The sequence below is a fragment of the Polaribacter sp. KT 15 genome (assembly GCF_900143115.1).
Taxonomy (GTDB): domain Bacteria; phylum Bacteroidota; class Bacteroidia; order Flavobacteriales; family Flavobacteriaceae; genus Polaribacter; species Polaribacter marinaquae.
The window spans coordinates 691,947-709,954 of sequence record NZ_LT670850.1; the positions used below are offsets into that span (position 1 = coordinate 691,947).

The following is an 18,008-nucleotide window of genomic DNA, read 5'->3' on the forward strand; positions in this document are numbered from 1 at the left end:
ATAAATGGATTTAAGTAAGGTAAAACTAGTAGTTTCTGATATGGACGGAACACTACTAAACTCAAAAGGAGAAGTTAGTCCGTTATTTTTCGACCTTTTTAAAAAACTACAAGAAAAAAACATCACATTTTGTGCCGCTAGCGGAAGACAATATCACAGTATTGTAGATAAATTAGCTGCAATTAAAGATGATATTTATGTTATTGCAGAAAATGGAGCAATAGCAAAAAAAGCAGATAAAATATTACTACAAGAATCTTTAGAAGCTTCTAAGATTGAGAAAATTATTCCGATTTTAAGAGAAATAGAAGATACCAATTTTGTTTTATGTACCAAAGACGCTGCTTTTATAGAAAGTAAAGACGAGCGATTTATTGGTTATTTTAAAGAATATTACCATAATTATAACAAAGTAGACGACTTATTAGATGTTGTAAAACACACTCCTATTTTAAAAATAGCGGTGTATAACTTTAAATCATCAGAAGCTTATATTTTACCAGCGATAAAACATTTAGAAAATGAATATCTTTTAAAAGTTTCTGGTCAAAACTGGTTAGATATTTCTACAGACAAAGCCAATAAAGGCAATGCTTTAAGACAAGTGCAAAACTTATTAAATGTCTCTAAAAAAGAAACCATGGTTTTTGGTGATTACCATAACGATATTGAAATGCTAAAAGAAGCCGCTTTTAGTTTTTCTATGGAAAATGCTCATAAAGACATCACAGAAATTGCAAATTATGCAACTACAAGTAATGATAATTTTGGAGTAGAAAGTGTTTTAGAAAAATTAGTTAAGGCTTAACCATTAAACACCAAAAGCTGTTACAACAATAGAACGAGAACCACCATTATTTCTGTGTTCTCCTAAGTAAACACCTTGCCAAATACCTAAATTTAACACTCCTTTGGTTATGGGTATTTCTACAAAAGAGCCTAAAAGTGATGCTTTAATATGTGCCGGCATATCATCGCTACCTTCGTAAATATGTTCGTAATAAGCCGCATTTTCTGGAACTAAAATATTTATGTGTTTTTCAAAATCTGATCTTACTGTACCATCTGCATTTTCATTTATCGTTAAACTGGCAGATGTATGCTTTATGAATATCTTTAAAATTCCTTTTTCAATTTTTCTAAATGCCGGAAATTCCGCTATAATTATATCCGTAATTAAATGAAAACCTCTTACATAAGGTTTTAGTCGAATTTCCTTTTGTTCAAAAATCATACTTAATCTTTATAATAAACAGTACTTTGTCTTTCTCTGTTTACCTGTAATTTGGTAATATCTGGTCTCGAATAATGCCCAACAACATCAAAGTTTTGCCTTTCTTCTAAAACCCTATTAAAATCTAAGGTTTCGATAATTAAACCTTCTTTATGTAAAACAGGTTCAACCAACCATTCTCCGTTAGGAGCTGCAATACAAGAACCTCCATTTGCTAAAACAGCAGGTGCTTTTTCTAGTATTTTATCTAAATGCGGTGTTTCTCTAGGAAAATCTTTTGTGCTCATTAAACTAGATACAGAAATTACATAAGAACGAGATTCTCTTGCTATAAATCGTGTAATATCTTTTGTATTGTAATCGCTACCAGGCCAAACAGCAATATGTAAATTTTCGCCTAAACCATATAAAGCAGTTCTAGGTAAAGGCATCCAGTTTTCCCAGCAATTTAAGCCTCCAACGGTAAATTCTTTTAACGGATGTACTTGTAAACCATTTCCGTCTCCTGGCGCCCAAGTTAAACGTTCTTCGTAAGTTGGTTGTAATTTTCTGTGGACAGATTTTATAATTCCATCAGCATTGATATAAACTAAAGAAGCGTAAATGCTATGTCCGCCTCTATTTTGAGCACGTTCCATAATTCCTAAATAGACAGCAATTTTATATTCTTTAGCTAAATCGCAAATAGTATCTAATTCGCCTTTTTCTATCGTAATTGAATTTCTAACATAATGTGCATGAATTTCTTTTTGAACCTTAGAATCCCAAGCAGCACCATCTGTTAAAGAAACCCAAAACGGATATCCTGGTAGCAAAGCTTCACCAAAAACAATGAGTTCACAATTTTCTTTTGAAGCATCTACAATCGATTTTTGTATTTTTTCGATTGTTTTTTCCTTGTTTAACCAAACCGGTGAAATTTGTGCCAATGCAACTTTTAGTAAATTGTTTTTCATAATTCTTGATTATCGTAAACTATTAGTTTCGTTTTTTTATTTTCTTTCTGTTTTCAAAGCGAAATTCATTTAATTCCTTCAACTCACTCTTCACCTTCGATTTCCAAACTTCTAAAACCTTTAAATTATTACCATTATTTGTTTCATTTATGAATCTCATTCGAATTTCGGCAAACTCATTCGATATTTCATTACTAATTAATTTCATCACTTCGAATCCCTTAACTAACTTCTTTTTTCCCAAAAAAAGCCTTTTTCTAAATTTTCTTGCTTGTATTTCTGCTAAATCGAACTGCAATTGCTGAAATTCTAGTTGCTTCTCTATGTTATTAATTTTTGTAGTATCTATATAAGAACCTTTCCCAATAGAAATATTCTCAACTCTACTATTCAGATTTTTTTTAAAAAAATCAAAACCTTTAGATTCGTATGAGATTAGAAACTGACTAAGAATAGCATCGTTATAGTTTTTTTTAATACTATAATCTTCTAAAGATAATTTTTCGGTTGCACTCCATCTTTTTTGTCCTTCTAAAAGCTCTTGTCCAGAAACTGGAAAAACAAATAATAAAAGTAAAAAAGCAAGGTTTATAAAATTTTTCATCAATTCAAATTTAAACCTCGATACTTACAACGAGACCTTCATTACTTCTAACGTTAAAAACAGTTTCGTCATCAAAGATTAAATACTGCCCTTTTACACCAACTAATTTACCTGTATATTTAGGCGTTTTAATAAGGTTTAAACTTTTAGGTTTTGCTGGATATTTACGTACAGGAAAATTGATGTTTGTTTCAGAATTATTCTCGATAAAATATTCTTTTGCTTCCTCTGGTATAAACTCTTTTAACTTCTCTCTCCACTCGACTAAGTTTACATCTTCAATATCATTTTTAAGCATTTTACGCCAATTGGTTTTATCTGCAACATGTTCTTTTAATGCAACCTCTGTAATACCAGCTAAATATCGATTTGGCACCTCTACAATTTCTATAGCTTCATGCGCACCTTGATCTATCCAACGGGTTGGTACTTGTTGTTTTCTTGTAACACCAACTTTTACATTACTAGAATTAGCTAAATAAACAATATGCGGCTGTAATTGCACCTTTTTTTCGTAGGCCAAATCTCTATCTTCAATATCTAAATGTGCCTTACTTAATTCTGGTTTCATAATCCAATCACCAGCATTTGGCGTTTCAAAAAAGCAAGATTTACAAAAACCTTGTCTATATATGGTTTTTTCTAAACCACAATTTAAACACTCGTAAGTAACAAAACTTAAAGATATTTCTTTGTTAATTAACTGGTTCATGTTTAAAAAATCAGTTTTCATATCTAAATAATACTGAATTTCCTCTGCATTTTCGGTCATCATTTTTTTTAAAACTCCTTGGTAAATCATCTCACAAATTTTAGTATTTTTAAACTTCGATTTTAAATTGCAAACTGCATAAAAATCGTACTAAACAAACTTACGAATTTCTATGGCTTTTCAGATTATCAATTCTATAATTTCTTGGTTTTTGAAGAAACGAAAACACCAAATTGAACTGTTTTTAAAGTACCCAAAAGATGTACAAAATGAATTGCTTTTAAAATTGATTCAAACTGCCAAACAAACTTCTTTCGGTAAAGAACATCATTTTAGTTCTATTAAAAATCATGCAGATTTTGCTAAACATGTTCCGATTCAGAAATACGAAACCTTTGAGCCACTTATAGAAAACTGTAGAAAAGGCGAACAAAATATTTTTTGGCCATCGCACATTAAATGGTTTGCAAAATCGAGTGGTACAACAAATGCTAAAAGTAAATTTATACCCGTTTCTGATGATGCGTTAGAATATTGCCATATGAAAGCTGGTAAAGACATGTTGTGTTTATACATAAACAACAACCCTAAAACCCAACTTTTTACTGGTAAAGGCTTGCGTTTGGGTGGCAGCTCGGAAGTTTACCAAGACAATGGTTCTTATTTTGGCGATTTGTCTGCAATTATTATCGAAAACATGCCTTTTTGGGCAGATTTTAGTTCAGCACCGAGTCAAGAAGTTGCTTTAATGAGCGATTGGGAAACAAAAATGGATGCAATTATTGATGAAACTATTAACGAAAATATTACAAGTTTAGCTGGTGTACCAAGTTGGATGTTGGTTCTTTTAAATCGTGTTTTAGAACGCTCTGGCAAAGACAATATTTTAGAAGTCTGGCCCAACCTAGAAGTATATTTTCATGGTGGCGTTAACTTTAATCCGTATAGAGAACAATACAAAAAAATCATCCCTAAATCCGATTTTAAATACTACGAAATCTACAATGCTTCCGAAGGATTCTTCGCAATACAAGACAGAAATAACTCGAAGGAATTATTGTTGATGTTAGACTACGGAATTTTCTATGAATTTATTCCGATGAGCGAATATAAAGGTGAAAGCTCGAATGCAATTACTTTAGCTGATGTTAAAAAAGATATTGATTACGCACTGGTTATTACTACAAACGGTGGTTTATGGCGTTATTTAATTGGTGATACAATTCGATTTACATCTTTAGAACCTTATCGAATTAAAATTACAGGTAGAACCAAACATTATATTAATGTTTTTGGTGAAGAATTAAATATCGAAAATGTAGAAGATGCTCTTAAATTGGCTTGTGAAAAAACAACTGCAACGATTGCAGATTATACCGTTGGACCAATTTTTATGCAAGGAAAAGAAAAAGGTGGCCATGAATGGATTATTGAATTTATTAATAAACCAGAATCTATGGGGTATTTTTCTGAAGTTTTAGACAATGCTTTAAAGTCTATAAATTCTGATTACGAAGCTAAACGTTATTTAAACATTACATTAATGCCTCCTAAAGTTCATTTGGCTAAAGAAGGCTTGTTTTATAGTTGGCTAAAGAAAAAAAACAAACTTGGCGGACAACATAAAGTACCAAGATTGTCTAATTCTAGAGAGTTTATAGAAGAGCTTTTAAGTTTATAAAACTATTTATTTAGTGCAATTCTCGCAGTAAGTAGCTCTTAAATATTTATTTTCTAGTAATTGAAAAGTAACACCATCTTCTAAAGAAGAATTAAATAATTTACAAAAACGGTCTCTATTCATTTCGATAGCATTTAACATGATTGTTCTGTAATTTTGAGAATCTACAGCGTACTCATCTACTATTGTTAAATTTAAATAATAAAAAAGTAAATCTTCATCTATCGTAATTGTTTTTACTTTTTCATCTAAAACCTCTGTAGCTTCATCTGTGTTTGCATAATAAGTTAAAAATTGTGCTAAACTTAGATAATCGTAATTCGATAAATTAAAGTTTTCATATGTATCAATAATAAATTCTACAGAAGCATCTTTTTCATCGTACTTTCTAGCTCTCATATCTTTTTCTGCTTTTACAATATGAAAATTCACCAACATTCTATCAATTAAATGTTGTTTGATTCCGTAAGATTTTAACTTTAAAATTTCTTGTTTAAACGAATTTGCTTCGATTTTTTCCCAATTATTTTTCCAAATGATAAACTTTACAACTATCAAATTATACTTTATGTTTTTATTCTTAGGATCTAACTTTTCGATTTTTTTAAGTTCGTCAAAAGCAATTTTAGCATAACTTAAATTTAATATATACTTATAAATACTATTCTTATTAAGAATTGGTACAAATTTTCTTTGTTTGGGTACATTTAAAGTATTTAATAAATCTGGCGAACTTTCTTTTTTAAGTTTCTCAAAAATAGAATTCTGCACTACTAAAGCTTCTTCTATATTTTCTTTTAGAACAAGATCGTTAAATGTTGCTACCAACTTTTCTTTCGACATATTTTTATACTTGTCTTTTCGTTCTAACTCTAATATCACAACTGCTTTTCGATGCTTTTGTAAATATTTTTCTAAATCTTTTGACACTTCGCCAACAACCTTATTTTTAATTGTTTGTTTTGGCAAAGTTTTAAAACTTTTATACTTTGTTTTAGAAATATCATTTAAGAATTCTACCCAATTCTCTGAAGAAGAAATTTCTGTAACAATATTCGGTTTTTGAAAAGTTTGTAAAGATTTTACAATACTATTGGCTCTTTTTTCTTGAAGTTCTATATTTCTCTTTAAACTACCCTCTATCGATGCGTAAGCTTTAATATTTATCTTTTTAATATTAAAATCTGTTAATCTTAAACTATCATATAACGGCTTTATGTCTTCTGATGAATAGTCGTATTTATTCTTTTGAAAAGGTATTACAAACTTTAAAGTTTTATATTTTGTAATAAATTTATCTGAAGTGTTGATGCTTTTATCTTTATAGGTTAATGAATCTAAATAAACACCCATATCTAACAAATCCCAACCATAAGAATCTAAATTGTAAGTAGTTTGATATCTACATAATGCTTTGTTGTTTAGAAATAAGATATTAAACTCTAGTTCTTCTTTTGCCAAAGCAGCAGGTACAGAACCTACTAATGTTCTAAAACTATTAGTACCAGTAACTTTTTTAAAACCTCTTAATAGTTTCTGTGCAAAAACTGCAGGTAGAACGGTTCCTTTAATTTGAGAAGCATCTAATTCATTTTCACATTTATATCTAGACTTAGAAACCACATCAATAGCAATACCATCTCCTGATTTTTTAAATAGAGCAGTAAACCATTTTTTATTATTAGTAGTAAAATATAAATTATTTCCTTCTCTTTTTATTCCAAAACCAACTTCTTTAGGTTTTTGTCTAAAAGCGTTTGTAAAATAACTACATTTTTGATTTCTCTCTGCGTTAGTAGCTGGAAAAGTAAACCCTAAAGAATTTTGAGATTGTAATATTTGTGTACATGTTAGCACAAACAAAAGCACAAGGCTTTGATAAATTTTCATAGTATTAAATTCTGTTTATAGCAATAAAACCAAATTTAACAAAACTATTAGAATAAGCAAACTATATTTTACGTTCTACTACATAATCAATCATAGTTGATAAAGAGTTTTTATACTCTGAATCTGGAAAGTCTTTAAGAATCGCCAAGGCTTTCGATTTGTAACTGTTCATTTTATCGATTGTGTAATCGATACCACCATTTGCTTTTACAAATGCAATTACTTCTTTTACTCTTTTTTTATTTTTATTATGCTTTTTAATAGAGTTAATTAACCATGCTTTCTCTTTTTTAGAGCAATTATTCAAAGTATAAATTAATGGCAAAGTCATTTTTTGCTCTTTAATGTCTATTCCGGTAGGTTTACCGATTTTAGCATCAGAATAATCAAATAAATCATCCTTAATTTGAAAGGCGATTCCGATGTATTCTCCAAACTTTCGCATTTTACGCACACAATCTTGATTTACACCTACAGATGCTGCACCAATACCACAACAAGCTGCAATTAAAGTTGCTGTTTTTTTTCGAATAATATCAAAATAAACTGCCTCTGTAATGTCTAATTTTCTTGCTTTTTCAATTTGAAGTAGTTCTCCTTCACTCATTTCTCTTACAGCAATAGAAATCAACTTTAGTAAATCGAAATCTTCATTATCAATAGAAAGCAATAATCCTTTAGACAATAAAAAATCGCCTACTAAAACTGCAATTTTATTTTTCCATAAGGCATTTATAGAGAAAAAATCTCTTCTTCTATTACTATCATCTACCACATCATCATGCACCAATGTTGCTGTATGAATTAATTCTACAACAGATGCGCCTCTATAAGTTCTTTCATCAAAACCACCATCAGAAACCATTTTAGCAACTAAAAAAACAAACATTGGTCGCATTTGTTTTCCTTTTCTACGAACAATATAGTAGGTAATTCTGTTTAATAACGGAACTTTAGACAACATAGAATCTTTGAACTTTTCTTCAAAAAGTTCCATTTCTTTTATGATTGGTTGTTTAATTTGTTCCACTAAATTCATAGGTCGAAAATTGTTTTTTTACTATTTAAGATTTATTTGCTAATTGACCACAAGCCGCATCAATATCCTTACCTCTACTTCTTCTTACATTTATTGTAATATCGTGCATTTCTAAATTAGAAATATAATTATTTATTGCTGAAGAACTTGCTTGTTGAAATTCACCATCGTCTATTGGATTGTACTCTATTAAATTAACTTTACATGGTACATATTTGCAAAAATCTACCAAAGCTTTGATGTCTTCTTTTCTATCATTTATGCCATCCCAAACAACATACTCATAAGTAATTGCTCTTTTGGTTTTCTCGTACCAATATTCTAAAGATTCTTTTAAGTCTTTTAAAGGAAAATTTGTATTAAAAGGCATTATTGATGTTCTAACCTCGTCTATTGCTGAGTGTAATGAAACTGCTAAATTAAATTTAACTTCTTCATCTGCCATTTTACGAATCATTTTTGGTACACCCGATGTAGAAACTGTAATTCTTTTTGATGACATTCCTAACCCTTCCGGAGACGTTATCATCTCTATAGATTTTAATACGTTTTTATAGTTCATTAATGGTTCTCCCATTCCCATAAAAACAATATTTGTTAGTTTTTTGTTATGATACAATCTGCTTTGTTTATCGATAACAACTACTTGGTCGTAAATTTCATCAGGATTTAAATTACGCATTCTTTTTAATCTTGCAGTAGCACAAAACTTACAGTCTAAGCTACAACCAACTTGACTAGAAACACAAGCTGTGGTTCTTTTTTCTGTAGGAATTAAAACAGATTCTACAACCAAACCATCGTGTAATTTAATTCCGTTTTTTATGGTACCGTCTTTACTTTTTTGCATAGAATCTACCTTAATGTGGTTAATCACAAAGTTTTCTTCTAACATTTCTCTGGTAGCTTTAGAGATATTTGTCATATCTTCAAAAGTATGTAAAGACTTGCTCCATAACCATTCGTAAACTTGGTTACCACGAAATGCTTTATCATTATTTGCCACAAAAAAATCTCTTAATTGTTCTTTTGTTAAGGCTCTTATGTCTTTCTTTTTATTCAAAATAGAAGGATTAAAAATTAAATGATTTCAAAATAAATTCTGTTGCAAAAATATGCATAAAAAAACTGACACTTTAAAAAAGTGTCAGTTTTAATATATTGTATTTCTAAATATTAAAAATATTATAGAATTAACATTGCATCTCCGTAAGTAGAGAATTTGTATCCTTCTTTAATTGCTTCTTTGTAAGCTTCCATTACAAAATCATAACCTCCAAAAGCAGCTGCTTGCATTAGTAAAGTAGATTTTGGTGGATGAAAATTAGTAATCATTGCATTAGCTATACTAAAATCGTGAGGTGGAAAAATAAATTTGTTTGTCCAACCTTCAAAAGCATTTAATTCTTGCTTAGAAGATACAGAAGATTCTACTGTTCTCATAACAGTTGTACCAACTGCACAAACTCTTCTTTTGTCTTTCTTAGCTTTATTAATCATGTTTGCAGAAGCTTCTGGAATAATAATTTGCTCAGAGTCCATTTTATGCTTAGACAAATCTTCTACCTCTACTGGACTAAATGTGCCTAAACCAACGTGTAAAGTCATTTCTGCAAAATCAACACCTTTTATTTCTAAACGTTTTAATAAATGTTTAGAAAAGTGTAAACCTGCAGTTGGTGCAGCAACAGCTCCTTCATTTTTGGCAAAAATAGTTTGGTATCTTTCTTCGTCTGAAGGCTCTACTTCTCTATTAATTTCTTTAGGCAATGGTGTTTGTCCTAATTCTAATAATTTAGCTCTAAACTCTTCGTAAGAACCGTCAAATAAAAAACGTAAAGTTCTTCCTCTAGAAGTTGTATTGTCTATAACCTCTGCTACTAAACTATCGTCTTCACCAAAAAATAATTTATTTCCTATTCTAATTTTTCTTGCAGGATCTACTAAAACATCCCACAATCTATTTTCTGCATTTAATTCTCTTAATAAGAAAACCTCTATTCTAGCACCTGTCTTTTCTTTGTTACCAAACATTCTAGCAGGAAAAACTTTGGTATTATTTAACATCATTACATCACCTTCGTCGAAGTAATTAATAACGTCTTTAAACTGTTTATGTTCAATAGTACCATCTGCTCTATTTAACACCATTAAACGAGATTCGTCTCTGTGCTCTGCAGGATAAACTGCCAATAATTCTTCTGGCAATTCAAATTCAAAATGCGATAATTTCATATATGTATTTCTTCTAAAACATGCAAATATACGATATAGAGATAGGCGTTGTCAAGTGTTTCGCCTATTAATTTAAAGTTCTTCTACCTTAATACCAATTTGTTGCATGTCTTTCCAAAATTTTTGATACGATTTTGTAACAACTTCTGCATCTAAAATTTTAATAGGAACTTTTAACGCCAAAGGTGCAAAAGCCATTGCCATTCTATGATCGTTATAGGTTTTTATTGCTATGTTTTCTTTGATTGAAGAACCTTCTTCTAAATGTAACGTTTCATTAGTCACAGAAATTGAAGCACCTAAATTTGTTAATTCTTCTCTTAAAGCCTCTAACCTATCGGTTTCTTTAATTTTAAGTGTATGTAAACCCGTTAAATTACACGCAATGTTTTCAGAAAAACAAGTTACTGCTATTGTTTGTGCAATATCTGGGGCGTTTTTTAAATCGATCTCTAAAACCTCTTTGCTGCTTACTTTTTCTTTTGATAATGTAATCGAATTATCAGAAAAACTAGTAGCTACACCAAAGTGCTTGTAAATTTCTGCTAAACAAGAATCTCCTTGTAAACTTTCTTGCTTGTAGGCAGACAATTTTATTGAAGACCCTATTTGCGATGAAGCTACAATCGAATAAAAATAACTTGCAGAAGACCAATCAGACTCTACAACAACAGTTTGTTTATCAATAGTCGTTTTTGGCAAAACTTTAATTAAATTCCCTTCAAATGAAGTTTCTATTCCTATTTGATTTAGCAACGTTAAAGTCATTTTTATATAAGGTATCGAAGTGATTTTACCAACCAATTCAATTTCTAATCCTTTTTCTAATTTTGATGCTATCAATAGTAAAGATGAGATGTATTGACTAGATACATTACCATTAATTGCAACTTTATCTTTTATTATTTTTTTTCCTTTAATACGTATTGGTGGGTATCCAACTTTATCTTCATAACTAATATCTGCACCTAAATCTTTTAATGCATTTACTAAAATCTCAATTGGTCTGTTTTGCATTCTTTCAGAACCTGTTAAAACAACTTCTCTATTTTCTTTAACTGCAAAATAAGATGTTAAAAAACGCATTGCTGTACCTGCATGACCAATGTCTACAATTTCTTTATCAGTAGAAAGTGCATGTTGCATGTGCACAGAATCATCAGAATCTGATAAATTATTTATCGTTATTTCAGGGAAAAGGTTTTGTAAAATAAGCAATCTATTAGATTCGCTTTTAGAACCAGAAATTGTGATTTCCTCATTTATTTTACTATTCTTTAAAACATTTAACAATATGTCCATTCTAAAAACTGATTTTAATTCTTATTTTTAAACCTTTAATTACAACTAACCAACATGAAAAAACACTTATTATTAGTCGTTTGCATGCTCTTGTGTGTAAATGTCAAAGTTAATGCACAAAAAAATGCTAACAAAGTTTCTAGCGAAAATTTTAATCCTATTACTTGGAGAAATATTGGTCCGTTTAGAGGTGGTCGAAGCGCTGCTGTAACAGGCGTACCTGGTAAGGCAAATCTATTTTATATGGGCGCAACCGGTGGTGGTGTCTGGAAAACTAATGATGCAGGTAATACTTGGCAAAATATTTCCGACGGATTTTTTGGCGGTTCGGTAGGAGCTGTTGCTGTTTCTGAATCTGATAACAACGTTATCTACGTAGGTATGGGAGAAAAAACGGTTCGAGGAAATGTTTCTTCTGGTGATGGCGTTTGGAAATCTGAAAATGCTGGTAAAACTTGGACACATATTGGTTTAAAAAATGCCAGACATATACCGCGAATGAGAGTTCATCCTAAAAATTCTAATATTGTTTTTGCTGGAGTTATGGGAGATTTATACAAACCAACGCAAGAAAGAGGTGTCTATAAATCTATAGACGGTGGTCAAAATTGGAAAAAAGTTTTATTTTCTAATGAGAATTCTGGTGTAGTAGATTTAATTATAGATCCTAATAACCCAAGAATTTTGTATGCAACTACATGGGATATCAGAAGAACTCCGTACAGTTTATCTTCTGGTGGAGATGGTTCTGCTTTATGGAAAAGTACCGATGAAGGAGAAACGTGGACAAACATTTCTACAAACAAAGGGCTTCCTGACGGAATTTGGGGAATTAGCGGAGTGACTGTTTCGCCTGTAAATTCTGATATTGTTTACGCTTTAATAGAAAACAAAAAAGGTGGTGTTTACAAATCTACAGATGCAGGTAATACTTGGCGTTTAATTAATGCTGAAAGAAAACTACGCCAAAGAGCATGGTACTACACACGTTTGTATGCAGACACGCAAGATGAAGACATTTTATATGTTTTAAATGTTCGTTATCATAAATCTACAGACGGAGGAAAAACTTATAAAACATACAATGCACCACACGGAGACCATCATGATTTATGGATTGCACCAAAAGATAATCAAAGAATGATTATTGGTGATGATGGTGGCGCACAAGTTTCTTTTGATGCTGGAGAAAACTGGAGTACAATGAACAATCAACCAACTTCTCAGTTTTATAGAGTAACTACTGATAACCATTTTCCGTATAGAATTTTGGCGGCACAACAAGATAATTCTACAATAAGAATTGCACATAGAACCGCAGGAAGATTTATTACAGATTCTGATTGGGAACCTACTGCAGGAGGAGAAAGTGCACACATTGCTGTAGATCCTTTAAATGATGATATTGTTTATGGTGGAAGTTACGGAGGATTGCTTACTAGAAAAAATCATAAAACAGGTGAAACAAGAGCTGTTAATGTTTGGCCAGACGACCCAATGGGTCATGGTGCTGAAGATTTTAAATATCGTTTTCAATGGAATTTTCCAATATTCTTTTCTCCAAATAATAAAAAGAGATTGTATGCAGCCTCTAATCATTTACATATTACCGAAAATGAAGGACAATCTTGGAAATTAATTAGTCCGGATTTAACTCGAAACGACCAAAAAACTTTAGGACCATCTGGAGGACCAATTACAAAAGATAATACGGGTGTAGAATACTACGGAACTATTTTTGCAGCTACAGAATCTTCTTTAGAACCTGGATTAATTTGGACAGGATCTGACGATGGCTTGGTACACGTTTCTAAAAACAACGGAGAAACATGGACTAACGTAACGCCTAAAAAAATGCCAGAATGGATGATGATTAATTGTATTGAAGTTAGTCCGTTTGACAAAGGAAGCGCATATATTGTTGGTACTAAATACAAATCTGGTGATTACAAACCTTATATTTATAAAACCGAGAATTATGGTAAATCTTGGAAATTAATCGTAAACGGAATCGAAAATGAAAGTTTTACGAGAGCTTTAAGAGCAGACCCAAAACGTAAAGGCTTATTGTATGCAGGTACAGAAAAAGGAATATACGTTTCTTTTGATGACGGTAAAAATTGGGAAACTTTTCAGAAAAATTTGCCAATTGTACCAATTACTGATTTAGCTATTAAAAACGATAATTTAATTGCAGCTACACAAGGTAGAGCTCTGTGGATTATTGATGATTTAACACCTCTACATCAACTTGAAAGAAATACAAACGCAAACGTAATTCTTTACAAACCAAAAGATGCTTATAATATGAGCGGTGGTAGAGGAAGAACTTCTAGAACTGCTGGCACTAATCATCCAGGTGGTGTTGCTGTTTCTTATTTTATAAAAGAAGAAAATAAAAAAGACACCATCTCGCTTTCATTTTTAGATGCAAATAATAACTTAATAAAAAAGTTTAGTACTAAACCAAATACAAAAGAAAAAGAAGCAAAATTATCTGTAAAAGATGGTAATAATATTTTCTATTGGGATATGATGTACACAGGTGCAGAATCTGTAAAAGGTATGATTCTATGGTGGGCTTCTTTAAATGGCCCAATGGCCTTACCTGGTAAATACAAAGTTACATTAACCGTTAATAGCCAAAACATAACTAAAGATTTTAATATTTTAAGAAACCCTTCTTCTGAAGTTTCTGAAGAAGAAATGAAGGCTCAGTTCGATTTTATTAATGAAATTAATGCTAAAATGACAGAAATTCATAAAGCTTTAAAAAATGTTAAGAAAATTAGAACTCAGGTTGGTGCTTTAAAGAAATCTATTAAAGACAGAAAAAAGCATAAAGAACTTTTAGATTTTGCAGACAAATTGGTAAAGGATATTACCAAAATTGAAGAAACTCTATATCAAACAAAATCTAAAAGCGGACAAGATCCATTAAACTTTCCTATTCGACTAAACAATAAATTAGCACATTTAAATTCGTTAACTAGAACCGGTAATTATGCACCTACACAACAAGCTATCGAATTTAAAAATGAAATTACTAAAGAAATTGATGCTGAATTATTAAAACTAAATGCTTTATTTACAAATGGCGTCAAAGAGCTAAATAGAAGAGTAAAAGAAAGTGATATAGATCTTATACAATTAGACTAAATCTTATAATAAAAATTTAAAAAAGCGACTTTATAGTCGCTTTTTTTATTATTCAAACTATTTTAATTTAATTTGCAATTCAAAATCCCCAGAAATGAAAAAAAAGGTTACCCTATCTTTTATACTTTTTACCTTACTTGTTGTATCAAATCAAATTATCTTTCACTTTGACATCAAAAGGCAATCTTACGACGCCGAAATTATTAATAAAGCCGGTAAGCAAAGAATGTATAGTCAAAAATTGACAAAAGATGCTTTTTTTGCAAGTAATGCTAAGAATACAGATTCGTTTGAAGATAAAATGTTAGATTTTAGAGAAACGTATCAAGATTTTAAAATAGGAAATTACTACATCAACAATATCGTTTTAAAATTTTACAACAATCAAGATTTAAACGATCTGTACAAAGAAAACCAATCGTATTATAAAAATTTAGAAGATGCATCTTCTGCTATTTTAAACGACATTCATAATGACACGTTATTCGTAAAATCAGTAAAAACAATTAGAGATAATGAAAACGGATTCTTAGTTTCTATGGATAAAATTGTAGAAGAATATCAAAAAATGTCTGAGATAAAAGTTAATAAGCTACAACAAATGCAGTTATTATTTCATGCAGCTTCTTTTCTTTTATTATTATACGTTTTGTTTTTTATTATAATTCCTATTTTTGGTAGAGAAACTAAAAGTATTGTTTAAGACATTTTTTTAAGCGTTACATACATGCCGTAAAATACACTAATAAAAAACTTTAAACCCCAAAAGTTTTTCCATTTTCCTTCAGAAAAATTTGTTGCATTCACTTTAGCAAAATCCCCCGAAAAAATAGCACTAGAACTATTAATTAATAAACTAATTATGGTTACTAAAACAAAAAAAGGAAGCGCCACTTTTAAAAAGTTAATCCAAAATATTTTAGTTTGTAATTTAGCTGCAACAATTTTAGCACCAGCTACAAAATTCTTAAAAAAACTCATTTTATTTTAATTTGTCGTTGTTATGATGTCTGTCGTGATCTCTTTTGATTTTAATATCTAACTTTTTTTCAAAAGCATCTTGTAAGTTTATTCCGGTTTGATTTGCCAAACACAAAACTACAAACATTACATCTGCTAACTCTTCACCTAAATCTTTATTTTTATCAGATTCTTTTTCGCTTTGCTCTCCATATCTTCTAGCAATAATTCGTGCGACTTCACCAACCTCTTCTGTTAACTGTGCCATATTTGTAAGTTCATTAAAATAACGAACTCCATGATTTTTAATCCAATCGTCTACTTGTTTTTGTGCGTTTTCTATATTCATTTCTACTTATAATTTTTAAGAATTATTTAAATTTTAATTTAATTCCATTTAATTCCGCAACCAACACTTGGTTTTTGGTTTTCTAAAACGGGCTTATTATCTAATAAATTATGTATTGCTGCTCTAATATCTTTACCCGTTAATGGTTCGCCATTTCCTGGTCTAGAATCGTCTAGTTGCCCATGATAAACTGCTTTTAAATCTTTATCAAAAACATAAAAATCTGGCGTACAAGCCGCATCATATGCCTTGGCTACTTCTTGTGTTTCATCAAATAAATACGGAAATGGGTATTTTAAATCCTCTGCAACTTCTTTCATAAACTTTGGTGCATCTTGCGGATAATTTATTATTTCGTTAGAACTAATCGCAATAAAACGAATTCCTTTTTCTTGAAATTCATTGGCCATTTTTATCAATTCTGGGTTTACATGAATCACAAACGGACAATGATTACAAATAAACATAATTACCGTACCAACAGATCCTTTTGCACTTGATAAGCTCACAAAAGAATTATCTACAGTATTGATTAAGTTAAAATCTGGCGCTATTCTTCCCATTAAAAACTCGTTAGATTCTGCTCTTGCCATTTTATAATTTTTTATGATTTTTTTTGATAAAATTTTACTCTTCTTCTGCCAATGCTTTCGCACAGATAAAGCCACCTGTCCAAGCATTTTGAAAATTAAAACCTCCTGTTACTGCATCAATATTTAAAACTTCGCCTACAAAAAACAAATTTTTATGCTTTTTACTTTCAAAACGTTTAAAATTAATTTCTTTTAAATCGATTCCGCCAGCAGTTACAAATTCATCTTTAAACGTAGTTCTGCCATTTGCATTGTAAATACCATTTGTTAACTCTTTAGCCAACTTTTCTAATTGTGCGTTGCTTAAATCTGCCCAATTTTGAGTTTTAGATATCGATGCAAACAATACAAAACGCTCCCATAATCTTTTAGAAATCTCTGTAAAAGGAGATTTTAAAATAACGGTTTTTCTAGGTTCTTTCTTTTTTAAATTTAAAAGCACATTTAAAACTTTATCGGTTGGTCTAGACAACCAATTTACAGCAACATTGTATTGGTAATTTTTGTCTGCTAAAAGTCTTGCACCAAAAGCAGATAATTTTAAAACTGCAGGACCGCTTAAACCCCAATGCGTTATTAATAATGGGCCAGAAGCTTCTAATTTAGAATCTATAATGTTTACAGTTGCATTTGGCACAGAAGTCCCTAATAAATCGACCAATCTTTTATCGTTTATATTAAATGTAAACAAAGATGGAACTGGCTCTACCACTGCATGATCTAAGGTTTTGCATAAATCCCAAACTTTTTTAGAACTACCTGCAGCTACAACTAATTGATCTGCTTCAAAAACTTGTTCTTTAGTGTTTACACTCCATTTGTTATTTTCTTTAGAAACTGAATTTACTCCCGAATTTGTCAACACTTTAATTCCTAAGTTACTCACAGATTTTTGAAAACAATCTATAATTGCCTGACTTGTATTTGCTTCTGGAAAAACACGATTATCATTTTCAATTTTTAAAGGAACACCTCTATCATCAAACCACTCAAAGGTATCACCTGTCATAAACTGATGAAAAGGACCTAACAATTCTTTTTCTCCTCTCGGATAAAATTTAACCAGTTCTTTAGGTTCAAAACAAGCATGTGTAACATTACATCTTCCGCCACCAGAAATCTTAACTTTTTGTAAGACATCTTTTCCTTTTTCAAGAATAGTAATATCTAAATCAGGATTATTTTCTTTTGCATTTATTGCTGTAAAATATCCTGCTGCACCGCCACCAATTATTACTATTTTTTTCATTTTATATTTGTTATATATTCAAAAATCTATGTGATTAAACTTGAA

General features: G+C 30.4%; 17 protein-coding genes. 4 read left to right on the top strand and 13 right to left on the bottom strand.

What is annotated here, in order from left to right; genetic code table 11:
• Positions 1–4 precede the first annotated feature (4 nt).
• The gene (locus B5464_RS03210) at positions 5–808 is read left to right on the top strand and encodes a Cof-type HAD-IIB family hydrolase (RefSeq protein WP_079737162.1); all 804 of its coding nucleotides are present in this window, start codon (positions 5–7) and stop codon (positions 806–808) included.
• A 3-nt stretch (positions 809–811) separates the two neighbouring features.
• On the opposite strand, the gene B5464_RS03215 is transcribed toward B5464_RS03210, so the two are convergent.
• From B5464_RS03215 to B5464_RS03230, 4 genes are read right to left on the bottom strand one after another with little or no spacing between them, the layout of a single operon-like run.
• Entirely contained in the window at positions 812–1,234 is a 423-nt protein-coding gene (locus tag B5464_RS03215; protein WP_079737163.1) for a secondary thiamine-phosphate synthase enzyme YjbQ, read from the bottom strand.
• A gap of 2 nt (positions 1,235–1,236) precedes the next feature.
• Positions 1,237–2,190: a carbon-nitrogen hydrolase family protein gene (locus B5464_RS03220; protein ID WP_079737164.1), complete on the bottom strand. Its 954-nt coding sequence runs from the start codon at positions 2,188–2,190 to the stop codon at positions 1,237–1,239.
• 22 nt (positions 2,191–2,212) lie between these two features.
• On the bottom strand, positions 2,213–2,794 hold the full coding sequence (locus B5464_RS03225; RefSeq protein WP_079737165.1) for a hypothetical protein: 582 nt from the start codon (positions 2,792–2,794) through the stop codon (positions 2,213–2,215).
• A gap of 10 nt (positions 2,795–2,804) precedes the next feature.
• Complete coding sequence (locus B5464_RS03230) at positions 2,805–3,596, bottom strand: DUF2797 domain-containing protein (RefSeq protein WP_079737166.1); 792 nt, start codon at positions 3,594–3,596, stop codon at positions 2,805–2,807.
• Between the two features lie 82 nt (positions 3,597–3,678).
• Here B5464_RS03230 and B5464_RS03235 point away from each other — a divergent pair, with 82 nt between their 5' ends.
• Positions 3,679–5,187 (top strand): GH3 auxin-responsive promoter family protein, encoded by a 1,509-nt coding sequence (locus B5464_RS03235; protein WP_079737167.1) that lies wholly within the window; start codon positions 3,679–3,681, stop codon positions 5,185–5,187.
• A gap of 6 nt (positions 5,188–5,193) precedes the next feature.
• On the opposite strand, the gene B5464_RS03240 is transcribed toward B5464_RS03235, so the two are convergent.
• The 5 genes from B5464_RS03240 to B5464_RS03260 all read right to left on the bottom strand — a co-directional run bounded on the left by B5464_RS03240 (position 5,194) and on the right by B5464_RS03260 (position 11,653).
• Entirely contained in the window at positions 5,194–7,077 is a 1,884-nt protein-coding gene (locus tag B5464_RS03240; protein ID WP_079737168.1) for a hypothetical protein, read from the bottom strand.
• Positions 7,078–7,138: 61 nt separating this feature from the next.
• Positions 7,139–8,116, bottom strand: coding sequence for a polyprenyl synthetase family protein (locus B5464_RS03245; protein ID WP_077809967.1), 978 nt, complete (start codon positions 8,114–8,116; stop codon positions 7,139–7,141).
• Positions 8,117–8,141: 25 nt separating this feature from the next.
• Positions 8,142–9,182 (bottom strand): 23S rRNA (adenine(2503)-C(2))-methyltransferase RlmN, encoded by a 1,041-nt coding sequence (gene rlmN / locus B5464_RS03250; RefSeq protein WP_172830893.1) that lies wholly within the window; start codon positions 9,180–9,182, stop codon positions 8,142–8,144.
• Positions 9,183–9,301: 119 nt separating this feature from the next.
• Positions 9,302–10,351, bottom strand: coding sequence for a tRNA preQ1(34) S-adenosylmethionine ribosyltransferase-isomerase QueA (gene queA, locus B5464_RS03255; RefSeq protein ID WP_079737170.1), 1,050 nt, complete (start codon positions 10,349–10,351; stop codon positions 9,302–9,304).
• A gap of 72 nt (positions 10,352–10,423) precedes the next feature.
• Complete coding sequence (locus B5464_RS03260) at positions 10,424–11,653, bottom strand: 3-phosphoshikimate 1-carboxyvinyltransferase (protein WP_079737171.1); 1,230 nt, start codon at positions 11,651–11,653, stop codon at positions 10,424–10,426.
• Positions 11,654–11,707: 54 nt separating this feature from the next.
• On the opposite strand from B5464_RS03260, the gene B5464_RS03265 reads away from it, so the two are divergent.
• The gene (locus B5464_RS03265; protein WP_079737172.1) at positions 11,708–14,812 is read left to right on the top strand and encodes a glycosyl hydrolase; all 3,105 of its coding nucleotides are present in this window, start codon (positions 11,708–11,710) and stop codon (positions 14,810–14,812) included.
• A 94-nt stretch (positions 14,813–14,906) separates the two neighbouring features.
• The gene (locus B5464_RS03270; protein WP_079737173.1) at positions 14,907–15,515 is read left to right on the top strand and encodes a type IV pili methyl-accepting chemotaxis transducer N-terminal domain-containing protein; all 609 of its coding nucleotides are present in this window, start codon (positions 14,907–14,909) and stop codon (positions 15,513–15,515) included.
• On the opposite strand, the gene B5464_RS03275 is transcribed toward B5464_RS03270, so the two are convergent.
• Genes B5464_RS03275 through B5464_RS03290 form a run of 4 tightly spaced genes read right to left on the bottom strand, consistent with a single transcriptional unit; the run spans position 15,512 to position 17,963 of the window.
• Complete coding sequence (locus B5464_RS03275) at positions 15,512–15,793, bottom strand: hypothetical protein (protein WP_079737174.1); 282 nt, start codon at positions 15,791–15,793, stop codon at positions 15,512–15,514. The genes B5464_RS03270 and B5464_RS03275 overlap by 4 nt on opposite strands.
• Before the next feature lies 1 nt (position 15,794).
• Positions 15,795–16,121: a nucleotide pyrophosphohydrolase gene (locus B5464_RS03280; RefSeq protein WP_079737175.1), complete on the bottom strand. Its 327-nt coding sequence runs from the start codon at positions 16,119–16,121 to the stop codon at positions 15,795–15,797.
• Between the two features lie 38 nt (positions 16,122–16,159).
• Entirely contained in the window at positions 16,160–16,714 is a 555-nt protein-coding gene (locus B5464_RS03285) for a thioredoxin family protein (protein WP_079737176.1), read from the bottom strand.
• 34 nt (positions 16,715–16,748) lie between these two features.
• On the bottom strand, positions 16,749–17,963 hold the full coding sequence (locus B5464_RS03290; RefSeq protein WP_079737177.1) for an NAD(P)/FAD-dependent oxidoreductase: 1,215 nt from the start codon (positions 17,961–17,963) through the stop codon (positions 16,749–16,751).
• Between the last annotated feature and the right edge of the window lie 45 nt (positions 17,964–18,008).

What these genes read in the sequence shown, in the direction of transcription:
- B5464_RS03210 (WP_079737162.1), top strand. Translation starts at nt 5, where the DNA reads ATGGATTTAAGTAAGGTAAAACTAGTAGTTTCTGATATGGACGGAACA.
- B5464_RS03215 (WP_079737163.1), bottom strand. Translation starts at nt 1,234, where the DNA reads ATGATTTTTGAACAAAAGGAAATTCGACTAAAACCTTATGTAAGAGGT.
- B5464_RS03220 (WP_079737164.1), bottom strand. Translation starts at nt 2,190, where the DNA reads ATGAAAAACAATTTACTAAAAGTTGCATTGGCACAAATTTCACCGGTT.
- B5464_RS03225 (WP_079737165.1), bottom strand. Translation starts at nt 2,794, where the DNA reads ATGAAAAATTTTATAAACCTTGCTTTTTTACTTTTATTATTTGTTTTT.
- B5464_RS03230 (WP_079737166.1), bottom strand. Translation starts at nt 3,596, where the DNA reads ATGATTTACCAAGGAGTTTTAAAAAAAATGATGACCGAAAATGCAGAG.
- B5464_RS03235 (WP_079737167.1), top strand. Translation starts at nt 3,679, where the DNA reads ATGGCTTTTCAGATTATCAATTCTATAATTTCTTGGTTTTTGAAGAAA.
- B5464_RS03240 (WP_079737168.1), bottom strand. Translation starts at nt 7,077, where the DNA reads ATGAAAATTTATCAAAGCCTTGTGCTTTTGTTTGTGCTAACATGTACA.
- B5464_RS03245 (WP_077809967.1), bottom strand. Translation starts at nt 8,116, where the DNA reads ATGAATTTAGTGGAACAAATTAAACAACCAATCATAAAAGAAATGGAA.
- queA (WP_079737170.1), bottom strand. Translation starts at nt 10,351, where the DNA reads ATGAAATTATCGCATTTTGAATTTGAATTGCCAGAAGAATTATTGGCA.
- B5464_RS03260 (WP_079737171.1), bottom strand. Translation starts at nt 11,653, where the DNA reads ATGGACATATTGTTAAATGTTTTAAAGAATAGTAAAATAAATGAGGAA.
- B5464_RS03265 (WP_079737172.1), top strand. Translation starts at nt 11,708, where the DNA reads ATGAAAAAACACTTATTATTAGTCGTTTGCATGCTCTTGTGTGTAAAT.
- B5464_RS03270 (WP_079737173.1), top strand. Translation starts at nt 14,907, where the DNA reads ATGAAAAAAAAGGTTACCCTATCTTTTATACTTTTTACCTTACTTGTT.
- B5464_RS03275 (WP_079737174.1), bottom strand. Translation starts at nt 15,793, where the DNA reads ATGAGTTTTTTTAAGAATTTTGTAGCTGGTGCTAAAATTGTTGCAGCT.
- B5464_RS03280 (WP_079737175.1), bottom strand. Translation starts at nt 16,121, where the DNA reads ATGAATATAGAAAACGCACAAAAACAAGTAGACGATTGGATTAAAAAT.
- B5464_RS03285 (WP_079737176.1), bottom strand. Translation starts at nt 16,714, where the DNA reads ATGGCAAGAGCAGAATCTAACGAGTTTTTAATGGGAAGAATAGCGCCA.
- B5464_RS03290 (WP_079737177.1), bottom strand. Translation starts at nt 17,963, where the DNA reads ATGAAAAAAATAGTAATAATTGGTGGCGGTGCAGCAGGATATTTTACA.